12 protein-coding genes are annotated in these 15875 nt (G+C 50.4%); 10 read left to right on the top strand and 2 right to left on the bottom strand.

What is annotated here, in order from left to right; genetic code table 11:
• The first annotated feature begins 23 nt into the window (after positions 1-23).
• The 4 genes from ACKU41_RS00270 to ACKU41_RS00255 all read left to right on the top strand — a co-directional run bounded on the left by ACKU41_RS00270 (position 24) and on the right by ACKU41_RS00255 (position 4552).
• A complete protein-coding gene (locus tag ACKU41_RS00270) occupies positions 24-1016 on the top strand; it encodes a DnaJ C-terminal domain-containing protein (protein WP_319779365.1) in 993 nt (330 codons plus the stop codon).
• 12 nt (positions 1017-1028) lie between these two features.
• Positions 1029-1343: a chaperone modulator CbpM gene (locus ACKU41_RS00265; protein WP_321403297.1), complete on the top strand. Its 315-nt coding sequence runs from the start codon at positions 1029-1031 to the stop codon at positions 1341-1343.
• 190 nt (positions 1344-1533) lie between these two features.
• Positions 1534-4155, top strand: a complete 2622-nt coding sequence (gene clpB, locus ACKU41_RS00260) for an ATP-dependent chaperone ClpB (RefSeq protein WP_321403296.1) — start codon at positions 1534-1536, stop codon at positions 4153-4155.
• A 226-nt stretch (positions 4156-4381) separates the two neighbouring features.
• Entirely contained in the window at positions 4382-4552 is a 171-nt protein-coding gene (locus ACKU41_RS00255; protein WP_319779362.1) for a transcriptional regulator, read from the top strand.
• A gap of 272 nt (positions 4553-4824) precedes the next feature.
• Here ACKU41_RS00255 and feoB read toward each other — a convergent pair whose 3' ends face one another.
• Together feoB and ACKU41_RS00245 are read right to left on the bottom strand one after the other, a co-directional pair.
• The gene (feoB, locus tag ACKU41_RS00250) at positions 4825-7005 is read right to left on the bottom strand and encodes a ferrous iron transport protein B (RefSeq protein WP_319779361.1); all 2181 of its coding nucleotides are present in this window, start codon (positions 7003-7005) and stop codon (positions 4825-4827) included.
• Between the two features lie 3 nt (positions 7006-7008).
• On the bottom strand, positions 7009-7242 hold the full coding sequence (locus ACKU41_RS00245; RefSeq protein ID WP_319779360.1) for a FeoA domain-containing protein: 234 nt from the start codon (positions 7240-7242) through the stop codon (positions 7009-7011).
• 288 nt (positions 7243-7530) lie between these two features.
• Between ACKU41_RS00245 and ACKU41_RS00240 the strand changes: the two genes are divergently transcribed.
• The 6 genes from ACKU41_RS00240 to gatA all read left to right on the top strand — a co-directional run bounded on the left by ACKU41_RS00240 (position 7531) and on the right by gatA (position 15823).
• A complete protein-coding gene (locus tag ACKU41_RS00240) occupies positions 7531-8742 on the top strand; it encodes an aminopeptidase (RefSeq protein ID WP_321403292.1) in 1212 nt (403 codons plus the stop codon).
• A 143-nt stretch (positions 8743-8885) separates the two neighbouring features.
• Positions 8886-9464: a nucleotide exchange factor GrpE gene (gene grpE, locus ACKU41_RS00235; RefSeq protein ID WP_319779358.1), complete on the top strand. Its 579-nt coding sequence runs from the start codon at positions 8886-8888 to the stop codon at positions 9462-9464.
• Positions 9465-9551: 87 nt separating this feature from the next.
• Positions 9552-11468 (top strand): molecular chaperone DnaK, encoded by a 1917-nt coding sequence (gene dnaK, locus ACKU41_RS00230; protein WP_319779357.1) that lies wholly within the window; start codon positions 9552-9554, stop codon positions 11466-11468.
• Positions 11469-11606: 138 nt separating this feature from the next.
• Positions 11607-13676: an ABC transporter substrate-binding protein gene (locus ACKU41_RS00225; RefSeq protein ID WP_321403288.1), complete on the top strand. Its 2070-nt coding sequence runs from the start codon at positions 11607-11609 to the stop codon at positions 13674-13676.
• Between the two features lie 246 nt (positions 13677-13922).
• Entirely contained in the window at positions 13923-14216 is a 294-nt protein-coding gene (gatC, locus tag ACKU41_RS00220; protein ID WP_319779355.1) for an Asp-tRNA(Asn)/Glu-tRNA(Gln) amidotransferase subunit GatC, read from the top strand.
• A 143-nt stretch (positions 14217-14359) separates the two neighbouring features.
• On the top strand, positions 14360-15823 hold the full coding sequence (gatA, locus tag ACKU41_RS00215) for an Asp-tRNA(Asn)/Glu-tRNA(Gln) amidotransferase subunit GatA (protein WP_321403286.1): 1464 nt from the start codon (positions 14360-14362) through the stop codon (positions 15821-15823).
• The last annotated feature ends 52 nt before the right edge of the window (positions 15824-15875 follow it).

Raw genomic sequence — 15875 nt, 5'->3', positions numbered from 1 at the left:
ATCACTCAAGGAGTAATTACAAGATGAGCGTCAAATATAAGGACTATTACAAACTTCTGGGGGTTTCCCGCTCCGCAAGCAAGGATGAGATAGCCAAGGCCTTTAAAAAACTGGCCCGGCAGTATCACCCTGACTTGAACCCGGATAAAGCGGAAGCAGAGCAGAAGTTTAAAGAAATCAACGAAGCTTACGAAGTTCTCAAGGATCCGGAAAAGCGTAAAATGTACGACCAGTTCGGTGCGGACTGGGAGCACGGACAGAATTTCCGTCCGCCTCCGGGCTACGAAAACATGAACTTCGGCGGTGGCGGATTCGGAGGCTTCGGCGGAGGAGGTGCCGGAGGCGGTGATTTCAGCGACTTCTTTGAAACCATCTTCGGCGGAGGCGGTGCAAACTTCGGCGGTGCCAATTTCGGTGGCGGAGGATTTAGTGGACAAAGATTCCAGCAGCGTCCGCGCAAAGGTGAAAACTCAGAAACCACCCTGCTGCTGACTCTTGAAGAAGCCTACAAGGGCGGACCGAAATCCGTGACAGTACAGGAAAGAGCAACCGGTCCGGGCGGGCATCCCATGGTCCAATCAAAGACTCTGGATGTTAAGATTCCCGCAGGTATCAAGGAAGGCCAGAAAATCCGCCTTTCCGGTCAGGGATCACCCGGCCAGCATGACGGACCGCGCGGCGACCTGTACCTGAAAATCAAGCTTGCAGCGCACAAGGATTTCAAGGTCGAAGAAAGCAATGTTATCCTTGACCTGCACCTTGCCCCGTGGGAAGCGGCGCTCGGCGGAAAATTCAAGCTGCCCACCCTTGACGGAATGGTTGAAATGAATATTCCCGCAGGGCTTGGAAGCGGCAAGAAACTTCGCATCAAAGGACGCGGACTTGGTACCGGATCCAAGAAAGGCGATCAGTTTGTACGCATCATGATTCAGGTGCCCAAGGCCGAAACAGACGAAATAAAAAAACTTTGGGAAGAACTGGCTGAAAAGTCCGACTTCTCACCCCGCTCATTCTAAAGGAGGTTCGCCATGGACATTAAACAAAGGACCGAAGCGCAGCCTCCATCCAGCTCCAAACGACTGGTCATAACACAGGTTATGGAAATGACCGGACTTGAAGAGACCGTGGTTCTAGAGCTGATCAGCATAGAATGGGTGCGGCCCGGAACCACTGGGGACGGACATTATCTCTTTGAAACACGCGATCTTTATCGCATGACCAAGCTCTCGAGGCTCTGTAAGGACCTCGAAGTCACTCCCACAGGCGGGTCCATCATCGTGGATCTGCTTGAACGGGTTGAGAAACTTGAGTCTCAAATCGAAGAAATGAAAAAATTGATTTAAAAACAAAATGACTTGCGATCTTTCTACAGGATTCAGACTCCTGCCTAAAACGCAGCAAAAACTCAGGGGGAGGAAACGCCCCCCCCTTTGAGAACAGTAGAAGTGCGTCCGGATTTCAGGCATATTAACTGAAATGAGTTGTGAATCTTGAATGCAGGTCAATTAAGATAAAGCAAAAAGGAGACTGAATATGGATCCGAACAAATTCACACAAAAAACCAACGACGCAATTGCTGCGGCACAATCTCTGGCTGTTAAAAACGGCCAGCAGCAGATAGAAGTGGAACACCTCCTCCTCGCGCTCATTGAGCAGGAAAAAGGAATTGTTTCCAAAATTCTCGAAAAATCATCCATTGATCCCGCAGACTATAAAAAAGCTGTAGAGGATGAAATACGCAAACTTCCGCAGGTCAGCGGCCCCGGCGCACAGCCAGGTCAGGTCTTTGTTACCCAGCGGCTGAACAGGATTATTGTTGCCTCTGAAGAAATTGCCCAGCGCATGCAGGACGAATTCATCAGCGTGGAGCACCTTTTCCTCGCCATAATGGACGAACACGGCTCAACCGGTGCAGGCAAGGTCAACAAAAAATTCGGCCTAACCAAAGACAAGGTGCTGGAAGCCATGACCTCCATCCGCGGCAATCAGCGCGTGACCACTGATAACCCGGAAGCCACCTACGATGCTCTGAAGAAATACGGACGCGATCTGGTGGAAGAAGCCCGCAAAGGCAAGCTTGATCCGGTCATTGGCCGTGATTCAGAAATACGGCGCGTAATCCGCATCCTTTCCCGGCGCACGAAAAACAACCCGATCCTCATCGGTGAAGCCGGGGTCGGTAAAACCGCCATCATTGAAGGACTGGCTCAACGCATCGTCAAGCAGGATGTGCCCGAAGGTTTGAAAGACAAGACCGTGTTCATGCTCGACATGGGTGCGCTCATTGCCGGAGCCAAATATCGCGGAGAATTTGAGGAAAGACTCAAGGCCGTGCTCAAGGAAGTGCAGGAATCCGACGGACAGATCATCATCTTTATCGATGAAATCCATACCATTGTAGGTGCAGGTAAAACTGACGGCGCAATGGATGCCGGGAACCTGCTCAAGCCAATGCTGGCCCGTGGCGAACTGCACTGCATCGGCGCGACAACTACTGACGAATACCGCAAGTATATTGAGAAAGACCCGGCCCTTGAACGCCGTTTCCAGACCATTATGGTTGAGGAACCGACCATTGAGGACACCATCTCAATCCTGCGCGGCTTGAAGGAACGTTTTGAAGTTCACCATGGTGTACGCATCAGCGACAGTGCGCTTGTTGAAGCAGCCGGTCTTTCCGCCCGCTATATCACTGACCGCCAGTTGCCTGATAAAGCCATCGACCTTATTGATGAAGCGGCAGCCATGATCAGGACCGAGATCGACTCCCAGCCCTACGAGCTGGACAAGGTCAACCGCCAGATTATGCAGGCCGAAATCGAACGCGAAGCACTGCGCAAGGAAGATGACGCTGCATCCCGTGAGCGCCTTTCAAAGCTGGAAGACACTCTTACCGAGATGAAAATCAAACAGTCTGAGCTGGTCGAACAATGGGAAAAGGAAAAAGGTTCCATCGACACCGTCCGCGATATTAAGGCCCGGATCGAAAAAACAAAGATCGACATTGAAGAAGCCCAGCGCAAAGGAGATCTTGGTCGGGCATCTGAGTTGACCTACTCTGTGCTGCCCGATTTGCAGAATCAGCTGGAGGCAATCTCCAACGACATAGAAGGCGAAGAGGACAAAGCCACTGCGGACAGCAAACGCCTGCTCAAGGAATTTGTCGGTCCCGATGATATTGCCGGGATTATCTCCCGCTGGACCGGAATTCCGGTCAGCCGCCTTGTGGAAGGAGAGCGGGAAAAACTGCTCCGCCTTGAAGATATCCTGCATGGCCGCGTAATCGGGCAGGATGATGCGGTACGGGCTGTATCCGAAGCAGTGCTGCGAGCCCGTGCGGGACTCAAAGATCCTTCAAGGCCTATCGGCTCATTCATATTCCTCGGTCCCACCGGTGTCGGTAAAACCGAGCTGTGCAAGGCCCTTGCGGAAGCGCTCTTTGACAGCGAAGAAAACATCGTACGCATGGACATGTCCGAATACATGGAAAAACATGCGGTCGCACGGCTCATCGGGGCTCCTCCGGGCTACATCGGTTACGACGAAGGCGGGCAGCTAACCGAAGCCATCCGCCGCAAGCCGTACTCCGTTGTGCTCTTTGATGAAATCGAAAAAGCGCACAGCGACGTCTTCAATGTGCTGCTGCAAATCCTTGATGACGGTCGAATCACTGATTCACAGGGCCGCACCGTGGATTGCAAAAACACAATCATTATCATGACCTCCAACCTCGGTTCACAACTCATGCTTGAGGGAATCAAGGACAACGGTGAGTTCAAGGATGGAGTTCAGGACGGCGTAATGAACGTGCTGCGCGGACATTTCAGGCCCGAGTTTCTGAACCGTGTAGACGAAACAGTGCTGTTCAAGCCGCTGCTCGAAAAGGATCTTGTCCAAATTGTGGACCTGCAACTGGCAGGCTTGAAAAAACGTCTTGAAGAACAAAAAATGTCTATGGAAATAACCGACAAGGCCAAGGCATTCATCGCCCATGCGTCTTACGATCCCATCTACGGGGCAAGGCCGCTGCGCCGGTACCTCCAGTCCCATCTGGAAACCCCGCTGGCAAAGAAAATCATCGGTGGAGAGCTGCGTGAGGAGCACTCTGTCAGCATTGATTCCGGTGATGATGGCTTGGAATTTAAGACTGAATAATTAAGAACCCTCCGGCGGCTGTGGAAGGAAAACTTTTACAAAAGTTTTCCTTCCACAGACCCCATCCTTTCAAAAGCTTTTAATAAGGCGTCCCTTCTGCTCACCTATATCAGTCATTTTTTTAAGCCCGCATGAAAAACTTCATGCGGGCTTAACTTTTGGGTTGACATCAAATACGAAAATAAATAGTAATAATTATCAACAGTAATAATTAAGGAGATTAAGAATGCAAAATAAAGTTCTCGAAGCAATGAAAGAAGCAGGTAAACCTGTTCGTCCCGGTGATGTAGCCAAGGCACTTGGTATTGAATCCAAAGATGTTTCAAAAGCCATCAAAGCTCTCAAAGAAGAAGGAAAAGTACACAGTCCTAAGCGCTGTTACTACGAGCCTCTTTAAAAATTTCTAATTACCTCATAACCACTCACACCCCACGCATAAAGGCGGAATGTTCGTTACCACCCGAACATTCCGCCTTTATGCTGTTTTCACTTCATAAAAAGACCGCAATATCATTCAAGATATTGCGGCCTTGGTTCTAAGCTAAGAACAGAAGCTACACAGCGAAGCTTATTGAAAGTTTTTGGGCGAGTCCGAGCACCTTTTTCCCAAAAGGTGCTTTGGCCCCCGGAGGGACCGCCGGTAGGCTCCCCGAAGGGCCAGAAGCATTCTTATATCAACAAATTCCCTACCTGATAAATCACCACAGACAGTGAATAGCCAAATGCCAGCGAACCGAAAACCGAGAATGTTGCCCACTTCCAGTTGGTCTCACGGGCAATGACCGCAACCGTGACCATACACGGTACATAGACCATCAGGAAAATGAAAACCGACCAGATTACCGGGGTTGTCCAACTCTTGTCAGCTGCAATCCTCTCGCTGAGCGAAAGGGCACCTTCAGGAGCCTCATCGCCCAAAGAATAAGCAGTGGACATGGTCGAGACAAAAACCTCCTTGGCTGCAAATGCGCCAATGAAAGCAATATTTGCCTGCCACGGGAATCCGGCCACATCCGTTACGGGGGAAATGGCTTCACTCAAACGTCCGGCATAGGAATGCTTGAGAGCGGCCTCGCCTTCATTGTAACTGATCTCTGCAAGAGCCTTGGCAACCTTATCTTCCTTTTCCTGTGCGCTGCCGGTCCATGTGGAACTCTGCTCTACAACTTGAACTCGCTGAGCTTCGAAGGCTGCAACCTGTTCAACAGGCATTTGCGGAAAAGTCATCAAGGCCCACATGAGAATGGAAATGGCTAGGATTACGGTCCCGGCCTTTTTCACGTACTCCCAGACACGATCCCAAGTATGGATGAAAATCCCGTGCAAGGTGGGAATCCGGTACGGCGGCAATTCCATGACAAAAGGAGTGGATTCGCCCCTAAGAGCAGTCCAACGCAACAGCCGCCCAAAACAAAGAGCCAGCAACCACGAAACTAAAACCAGACAAAACATAACAGTAGTGGCGTTGTCCGGGTAGAATGCCCGGACAAGCATTAAATATGCAGTTGTCTTTGCACCGCAAATCATGAACGGGGCAGTCAGGATAGTGGCAATACGTTCCTTGGGGCTGCGCAGGGTTCGGCAGGTCATAACACCGGGAACAGCACAACCGCCGGGAAGTCCGCCGGACATGATAAAAGGCATGATTGACATACCATGCAGCCCGAATGAACGAAATACACGGTCAACCATGTAGGAAACACGGGCCATGTATCCTAAATCTTCCAGAAAAACGAGCATGGCAAACATGATCAGGATCAACGGGGTGAACCCCATGACCGCGCCAACTCCGTCAATTACCCCGGAAGTGACCATGGACTTGATCAGGCCGTCAGGCAGCAGAGAACCGATGGTATTGGAAAGCCACGCAAAACCATCTTCCACCCAGCCCTGAGGAATGGCCCCCACAGTAAAGGTAACGTAAAACATGCCGTACATAATTAGCAGCATGAGAATCGGGCCAAGAAATTTATGGGTCAGTACAAGGTCTATTTTGTCGGAAAAATCGAAACGCAGGTTATCTTCACGACTGATAACGCCCTGCTTGAGGATGGAGTTGATAAAGCCATAGCGGTAATCGGCCAGCACTGCCTCAGGATATGTGTTCAGGGTTTTCTGAATGTGCTCGGAAACTTTCTGAACCTTTTCCTCCAACTGCTCGGCGAGAGGACCTGCATTACGGCCGTTCTTCATGACAATTTCATCTTCTTCCAGATACTTCACCGCCAGCCAATGCGGGTCGTAACGGTCTGTCATGAATTCATTTTCCTTGATCAACGCGGTCATTTCTTCAATTACCGGATCAAGGTCATGGCCATATGAAATGTTAACCGGACTCCACTCACCCTGTGTTTCTTCCACAACCTGCTGAACGGATTCCATAAGCTCTTCTTTACCCACTCCCCTGCGGGCAACGCACTCCACAACAGGAACGCCCATGAGCTCGGAAAGCTTTTGCGAATCGATACGGATGCCTTTTTTGCGCACCTCGTCCATCATATTCAGGCCGAGAACGACCGGCACACCGATCTCCATGAACTGCACGGCAAGATACAGAGAACGCTCAAGGGAAGTGGCATCAAGCATATTGATAACCACGTCAGGCTTCTCATCAACAATAACATTACGTGCAACAACCTCTTCCATGGAATAGGAAGTAAGGGAATAGGTTCCGGGCAGGTCGACAAGGTTGGCGCAAAATTCAGGAGTACAATAGCGTCCCTCAGTGCGGTCAACGGTGATACCGGGGTAGTTGCCTACTCGCGCGGTTGCCCCCGTCAGACCGTTGAACATGGTACTTTTACCACAATTGGGCTGGCCGGAGACCGCTACAAAATATTCCTTACCCATAGCCTACTCCTCCGGCTTGACCACGATGAAGTCAGCTTCGTTATTGCGCAGGGTCAGGGTAAAACCTTTCATACGCAAGGCTACAGGGTCTTTAAGGGGCGCACGGCCCACGACCATGAATTCAGTGCCGGGCACAAGCCCCATATCCCGGATTCGACGTCCAAGCTCTCCGCTGGCGTTAACCGAGACAACTACACCTTTCTGGTCCTTTCTCATTGTTCTGAGTGATACAGACATAATTCCCCTTACATCGTATATCTTTTATCTTGATTATGAATAGCATTTTCAACAGCAGCCAGTCTATTCCAGCCACAATTAGAATCCGTTACTTAGCCATGCTCATGATTGAAAGTCAATCTCAAACACGACAATTAAATCTATTATTTTCAACACAGCCAATATCATACTAAATAAGTATGCATAGGCCGACGTCAAGCTGATATAATCAATTTTATTGTGGATTTGATTTTAGGGAAATATTACACTTCACAAATAAACCTAGAGCATAAACCACAGCAATATTATATGAAAAACATAATCCCCTACGAAGATCTGCGCCAGTATTCAAAAGTTCTGTTCTGGGCTCTGAACAGCCGGAAAGAAAACGGACTAAAAAATAGAGATGTCATCATCATTAAATATGATTACCTTGCCACCCCGCTTGCGGAAGCTCTTTTTGCCCTGCTCATAGAAAAACACCTGCATCCGGTCCTGGAGACGCCTCTGACTCCAGCCATGAAGGCAGAGCTGTATATCAATTCCAGCTACGGACAACTGACTTTTCATCCTCCCGGCAAAGAAGAACTGTACGCAAACGCCGCCGGAGTAATCCGCATCCATGCCCCGGAAGAATTAGAAGCCATGACCGAAGTGGACCCACGCTCCATTATGGAAAACCGCAACAGTTCACGTACCTTCCGGCAGGCGGTTGAGAAGCGCAAACTATATGGAAAGCTGGCCTGGACCGAATGTGTATATCCTACTGCGGCACTTGCGGCAAAATCAGGACTTTCCCTTGCAGAGTACACCACACGGCTAATGCGGGCCTGCTACCTTAACATGCCGGCCCCTGACCGCGAATGGGGAAAAATATCAGAACGTACCAGCGAAATCGCCCGCTGGCTGACTTCGCTTGATATAAAAAACATACGCATGCAATCGGAACTTTGTGACCTGTTTTTCTCTCCCGGAGACAACCGCCGCTGGCAATGTGCTGCCGGAGACAACATCCCCGGCTATGAAATATATATTTCCCCCGACTGCCGCACAGTAAACGGAATCTATTTCGCAGACCTTCCTTCATTATATATGGATAAGGCAACCTACGGGGTGCAGCTCGAATTTATGGACGGGATAGCCATACGCGTGAAAGCCATGGGCGGAGAAAAGTTTCTGCTGGATCAACTCCGGGCCGATGGAGGAGCGCGCCGGGTTGGAGAATTTTCATTGACCGATGCCTCCATATCACGAGTTGACCATTTCATGGCCCAGACCATTCTTGATGAAAATTTCGGCGGGGAACACGGCAGTTGCCACATTGCACTGGGCCAATCCTTGAGCGAAACATTTGCCGGTCCACCGGAAGTCCTCGATAAAATGATGATGGATTCCCTCGGCTTCAACACTTCTTCCATTCACTGGGATCTTGTAAATACTGAAGAAAAAATTGTGACTGCAAACCTTGCCGATGGTAAAAAAGTAACTATTTACGAAGACGGACAGTTCAAAATGCCCTGAATGTGCATGAATTGAAAAAAATTAACCTTTGATCCCCTTTCATGTGTTGACAAGATATGCGGGATGCTTATTTGTCTAATTGTGCGGTCTGACTGTCCTTTTTTAAAGGGCTCAGGCCGCTAATTCATGACACCGGAGAGTCCATGTCTGGAAAAGAAGATAATAAAGAAATGAACGAACAGGAAACCGCGGCAACTGAAACTGAAGAAACCGCGGAAGCTGAGAATGAAGTGACCTTAAGCGAAGATGAGCTCAAAGCCCTCTGCCGGGAACACGTATGCCCCGCATGCGATGTGATGGGAGAAGCCAAGGAAGAAAGGCTCCGCGCATTGGCTGAAACGGAGAACATTAAAAAGAGACTGATCCGCGAGACTGAAGAACTGAAAAAGTTCGCGGCAGACTCCATCCTTTCCGATCTGCTGCCCGTGCTCGACAACCTTGATCTCGCCCTTGACCATGCCCAGAACCTTGATGCCTGCAAGGATTTCGTGATCGGCGTAGACATGACCAGAAAAATGTTTCTGGAGACCCTCGCCAAACACGGCCTTAAAGCTGTCGGCAAAACAGGCGATGAGTTCGACCCCAATTTTCACGAAGCCATGGGCATGGCACAGGTTGCGGATCTTCCCGACAACTCTATCGCCCAGATTATGCAGCGGGGTTACGTACTCAAAGAACGTGTTATCCGTCCTGCAAAAGTAATGGTTAATAAATTATCCTGATTTTTATAACCTGAGCTCTTTACAAGCTGAAATCAGGTATTAAATCATAGTTCATAAATTCGAAAATATATCTGGAGGAATTTATATATGTCTAAAATTATCGGAATTGACCTCGGTACTACCAACTCCTGTGTTTATGTTATGGAAGGTAAAGACCCCAAATGCGTTTCCAACGCAGAAGGCGGACGCACCACTCCCTCCATCGTAGGCTTCACTAACAAAGAACGCCTCGTTGGTGAAATTGCTAAACGTCAGGCTGTAACCAACCCCGAAAAGACCGTATTCGCTATCAAGCGTCTCATGGGCCGTCAGGTTAGCACTCCTGAAGTAAAAAAATGGTCCGAGCACTGCCCTTACCCCATTGTTGACGGTAAAGGCGGAGATGCATGGGTTGAAATCGACGGCAAAAAATACAGCCCGTCCGAAATTTCCGCCATCATCCTGCAGCAGCTCAAAAAAGATGCTGAAACATACCTCGGCGAAACTGTTACCGAAGCAGTTATCACCGTACCGGCATACTTCAACGACTCTCAGCGTCAGGCCACCAAAGATGCAGGCCGTATCGCAGGTCTCGAAGTAAAACGTATCATCAACGAACCTACTGCAGCATCTCTTGCTTACGGCTTTGACAAAAAAGCCAACGAAAAGATCGCGGTATTCGACCTCGGTGGCGGTACCTTTGATATTTCCATTCTCGAAGTTGGAGACAACGTTGTTGAAGTTCGCGCTACCAACGGCGACACCTTCCTCGGCGGCGAAGACTTTGACAACGCTGTAATCAAGTACCTTGTTGAAGAATTCAAGCGTGAAAACGGCATTGACCTTTCCGCAGACCGCATGGCTCTGCAGCGCCTGAAAGAAGCTGGAGAAAAGGCCAAGAAAGAGCTTTCCACTTCCATGGAAACCGAAGTCAACCTGCCCTTCATCACTGCTGACCAGAACGGACCTAAACACCTCATGGTCAAGATTTCCCGCGCTAAGCTGGAAAAGCTGGTTGAAGACCTCGTTGACCGCACCAAGGCTCCGTGCCAGAAAGCACTGAAAGACGCAGGCCTGACCGCTTCCGACATTGATGAAGTCATCCTCGTCGGCGGTATGACCCGTATGCCTCTGGTTCAGCAGAAGGTACAGGAATTCTTCGGCAAAGAACCCAACCGCTCCGTTAACCCTGACGAAGTTGTTGCCATGGGCGCATCCATTCAGGGCGGTATCCTCGCCGGTGACGTTAAAGACGTTCTCCTGCTTGATGTTACCCCGCTGTCTCTGGGTATTGAAACCATGGGCGGTGTTTTCACCAATCTCATCGAGAGAAACACCACAATCCCCACCCGTAAAAGCCAGGTGTTTACCACAGCGGCTGACAACCAGCCCTCTGTATCCATCCACGTTCTGCAGGGTGAACGTCCCATGGCAGCCGACAACATGACCCTCGGACGTTTCGAGCTGACCGGTCTTCCCGCAGCTCCCCGCGGCGTACCCCAGATCGAAGTTACCTTCGACATCGACGCCAACGGTATTGTAAACGTATCCGCCAAGGACATGGGTACCGGTAAAGAACAGTCCATCCAGATCACCGCTTCTTCCGGTCTTTCTGAAGAAGACATTGAAAAGATGGTCAAGGATGCCGAGTCTCACGCTGAAGACGATAAGAAAAAACAGGAACTCATTGAAGCACGCAACCAGGCCGACTCTCTGGTCTACACCACTGAAAAGTCCCTGCGCGAAATTGGCGACAACGTGGATGCAGCTCTCAAGTCTGACATTGAAGCCAAGATTGAAGATCTCAAAAAAGTTCTTGAATCCGATGATCCTGAAGCAATCAAGCAGGCTACCGATGCTCTGGCTCAGGCTTCACACAAACTGGCTGAACAGCTCTACGCCCAGCAGAATTCAGGTGCTGAAGGCGCTGCAGGCCCCGAAGGTGCAGCAGATGCAGGAGCAGCAAACGCAGACGAAGACGTAGTTGATGCGGACTTCACCGAAGTAAAAGACGAGAAAAAATAATTCCTGTCCAAGCTTGCATAGCTGATTAGTAAAGTATAATTTAATCCGGCCTTCCTTATTTAAAGGAAGGCCGGATTTTTTTTACCTTCCCTTGACGAATTTACTTTCATGGGCCACAAACTTTGCATGGAAAAATCAATGAATAGAGATAAGGCCGTGCGCCTTTCAATAAATATTTATGCTGTTACGCTGCTGACGATTTTCATCTTTGCAGCATCAGGCTGTGTTTCTCTCCAGAAACAGCCGGTCAAAATGCCTACCATTTCCACTGAGATGTTGACCACACAGGCCCTTGTCAGCGTGGCGGACAAGGCATGGCGCTCACGGGACTATATCTCCAGCGAACTCTACTATACCAGATTGCTGGAACGTAGCGACATCCCGGAACATGAGATTCCCGCGGCCACGGAAAGACTGGCTATCAGCTCCTTCAAATCCGGTCATTACCACGAGGCTGAAGCAAGACTTGAACAGTGGAAAAAGCTTTCTGACGAAGCTATAAGCTCACCGGTCTGGCAACAGTATTATTTCGAAACCCTCACTGCCATCAAAAGTTTTCCCAAACTGAGAACTCACCTTTCAGCAACCATGGAAGACCCCTTCCTGTCTTGGGATATCCGTTCCACTGCAGGTAAAAACCTTTCCGGTATGGAGCAGGATGCGAGTTCGTTGACTGCACTTGAGCGGCTTTACGCCATTGCGCCCGAAGATTCCAACAAACAGGAACTGGAACAATGGTTCATGCAGGGGCTTGAAAAAAAGACCAAAGCCGAAATTGAGGCCATGAACGGACTCGTTCCCAGCGAAGCCAACCTGAAATTTCCCTACGAACTGCTGATCTTCGAGAAAGCGGTTCGTCAGTCCGGAGACACTGAATACTGGCCTATGTCATGGCGAGCCATGGCCGGGATCATACAGAACGGGCAGATAGCAGACAAAGCATACTTCAGCGCTATCCTGAGTAAACTTGAAGGTCAGTACGGCATACCGCGAGTAGGGATTGCCCTTGTGCTACCCATTTCAGGCCGCTTTCAGGAATACGGCTGGAAGATCGTTCGCGGTGCCGGAGCAGCCCAGTGGGAAATGACCAAGGCCGGACTCGATGTCGATGTGCAGGTAATCAACACCGAGGCACCGGACTGGTTGGAAAGACTCCAGAATCTGCCCCCGTGGTACACCACCATCGGCGGACCGATCAGTGTAAAAGCTTTCAAACAGCTGGAGCAGGCCGGGACATATGCGGATAAAGTAACCTTTTCCTTCCTTGCCAAACCCGGCAACCTTGAGGAAGGCAAGCAGGCATGGAGATTCTTCTCCAGCCCCGAGGACCAGATCCGCTCCACCCTTGACCTTGCGGTCAATGATCTTGGCATTACCAAACTTGCGGTGCTCTATCCGCAGGAAAAATTCGGGCGCCAGATGTCCAAAAAATTCTTTGACCTCGCAGCGCAGCGCGGAGCAAGAATAACCGGTATGGAATCATATCCTCCCCGCGATTTTCCCCAATGGGGCAAAGTCGTCGGCAAACTGGTCCGCGCACCCCAGAAAAAAGCCCAGAATGAAGCCGAAGGACTGGGCGAGGACGCCCCCCTGCCGGAAACTGATTTCGGCGCGGTCTTCATTCCCGATACATGGCATCAGGCACAGTTGCTGATCCCGCACTTCTTTTTCCATGAGGCTGACACTCTCGTCTTTCTCGGGCCAGAACTCTGGAGTCAGGCCCTGAACTCCGCCCGTGATGTGGAAGCGCGCAACCTGCGTCTTACCGTTGCTCCCGGAGCATGGTGGCCGGCCAGCGACGGTGCCGGACGCCTCAAGGAAGTAATGGATAACGAAGGTCTCGGCACTCCCGACTTCTGGGTTGCACTGGGATACGACTTCATCAAGTTCGCAGGCAAGCTCGGAACCTTTTCCGAAGGTTGGACCGCTGATACCGTCAATGACCGCATCAGCGAGGCCCAGCATATGGATTTCAGCCTTGCCCCTATAAGTTGGGATGCTGACGGCAAAGCCAGCCAGAAGTTATATCTGTTCCGCCCCGAGCAGAACGGCAAGACCCGCATTGATGCGAATCTGGTCAGCTCAACCCTCGCCAAGGCCAAGGCCAGACGAGAAGCACGTGTGAAGGCATGGGAAGAAAAGCAGGCAGAACTGAAAGCCAAGAAAGAAGAGGCTGCTGCGCTTGACGGATCCAAGACTGAACAATAAATTGCCTTCGGCGAGCCTCCCGGCGGACGTAAAACCTTTTTGCAAAAAGGGTTTGAGAATCCCCAAAACTTTTATTCTGGCTTCGCCATGTATATTTTATAATTCGCACATCCAGCACCATTGGATGTTAGGATAACAATCTAAATTAAAAATAAATATTCTGTCTCCAGCGGCGAAGCCCTGATAAAAGGCTTTGAAAAGTTTTCCTTCTCCTGCCGCCGGAGGCACCATAAAAAGGAGATATTCATGAGTGATGAAAAACTCAATTTAGAGGAAGTAGCGCGAGTTGCGCGACTGGCCCGTCTTGACCTTTCAGAAGAAAAAACTGAACTTTTTGCAGGACAGCTTAATAACATCCTCTCATATATGGACAAGTTGAACGAAATCGATACCTCAGAAGTGGAGCCTATGTTCAGCCCGGTGGAACACACCACAGTTCTGCGCAAGGATGAAGTCAAGAAAGAACACACCAGAGAAGAAGTTCTTTCCAATGCCCCTGATTCTGACGGTAAATACTTTGTAGTTCCCAGAATAGTTTAACTAAAACGTTGAAAAGCAGCGATCTACTTCATCGCTACGGAAAAAGCTGAAACTTGCACATGTTTTAATATGCTTCGTTCCAGCCTTTTACTTGCTCCTCGTATCTCATTCTTTTTGAACGTTTTAAATCTTTGAGGATAAAAATGTCCGCACTCATTGAAAAATCACTCACTGAAATCCACGCCATGCTCATGGCAAAAGAAGTGACCGTCACTGAAGCTGTTAAAGCCTGTCTTGATCAGATCGCAAAAAGTGAACCCGAAACAAAGGCTCTGCTGGCTGTCTGCAATGAAGAAGCCCTCAAGCAGGCAGAAGAAATGGACGTAGCCGGTCCCGACGCTTCCAAACCGCTCTGGGGTGTTCCGGTAGTCATTAAAGACGCACTGGCAACCAAAGGCGTGCCGACCACTGCAGGGTCCAAAATCCTTGAAGGATTTACCCCCTTCTATGATTCCACAGCTGTTGCCAAGCTCAAAGAAGCAGGAGCCATCATCGTAGGTAAAGCCAACATGGACGAATTCGCCATGGGTTCCACCACCGAAAACTCCGCTTACCAGACCACTACCAACCCATGGGACCCCAGCCGCGTACCCGGCGGTTCTTCCGGCGGCTCCGGTGCAACTATCGCAGCAGGTCAATGCTACGCAGCACTCGGTACCGATACAGGCGGCTCTATCCGTCTTCCCGCATCTTTCTGCGGCTGTGTAGGTGTTAAGCCCACCTATGGCCGTGTTTCCCGTTACGGACTGATCGCCTACGGTTCATCACTCGACCAGATCGGCCCCATGACCCGCACAGTAGAGGATGCTGCCCGTGTGCTGAACGTAATCGGCGGACACGATCAACGCGACTCCACTTCCGCTGACAAGCCCATGGAAGATTTCGTAGCCGCTCTTGAAGAACGCGACGATCTTTCCGGACTGACAATCGGCCTGCCCGAAGAATACTGGGGCGAAGGACTTTCCGAAGAAGTAGCCGAAGCCTGCCGGGCCGCAATTGCCAAGGCCGAAGAACTGGGCGCCAAGACCGTTCCGGTTAAACTTTCCATGACAGAATACGCCATTGCCACCTACTACATTATCGCAATGGCTGAAGCCAGCTCCAACCTTTCCCGTTTCGACGGCGTACGCTACGGCCACCGCACCAAGAATCCGCAGGAACTGGCAGACCTCTACACCAAATCCCGTACCGAAGCTTTCGGTGACGAAGTCCAGCGTCGTATCATCATCGGTACCTACGTACTTTCCGCAGGTTACTACGATGCATACTACCGCAAGGCCGCCCAGATTCGCCGCCTGCTGCGCCAAGACTTCAACAAGGCCTTCGAGTCCTGCGATCTCATCGCCGGACCGGTATGCCCCACCACCGCCTTCCCCATCGGGGATCTTACTTCCGATCCCCTGCAGATGTACCTGCAGGATATCTTCACCATTTCCCTCAACCTAGTGGGAATGCCCGGCATGTCCCTACCTGTAGCAATGGGCAAGGAAACGAACATGCCCGTAGGTCTCCAGCTCATGGCCCCAGCCTTCGACGAAAAGACCATGCTGCAGGCCGCAAACGTACTTGAAAAGAACCTTCCTGGACTGCCTAAGGTTAAGCTCTAAAAAGTAAGCAGCTAAAAGATTGAAAGCCCCGCGCTCGTATGAGTCGGGGCTT

Source organism: Maridesulfovibrio sp., assembly GCF_963678865.1.
In the GTDB taxonomy this organism is placed as follows: Bacteria; Desulfobacterota; Desulfovibrionia; order Desulfovibrionales; family Desulfovibrionaceae; genus Maridesulfovibrio.
This window is presented reverse-complemented; position numbering and strand designations above follow the sequence as displayed.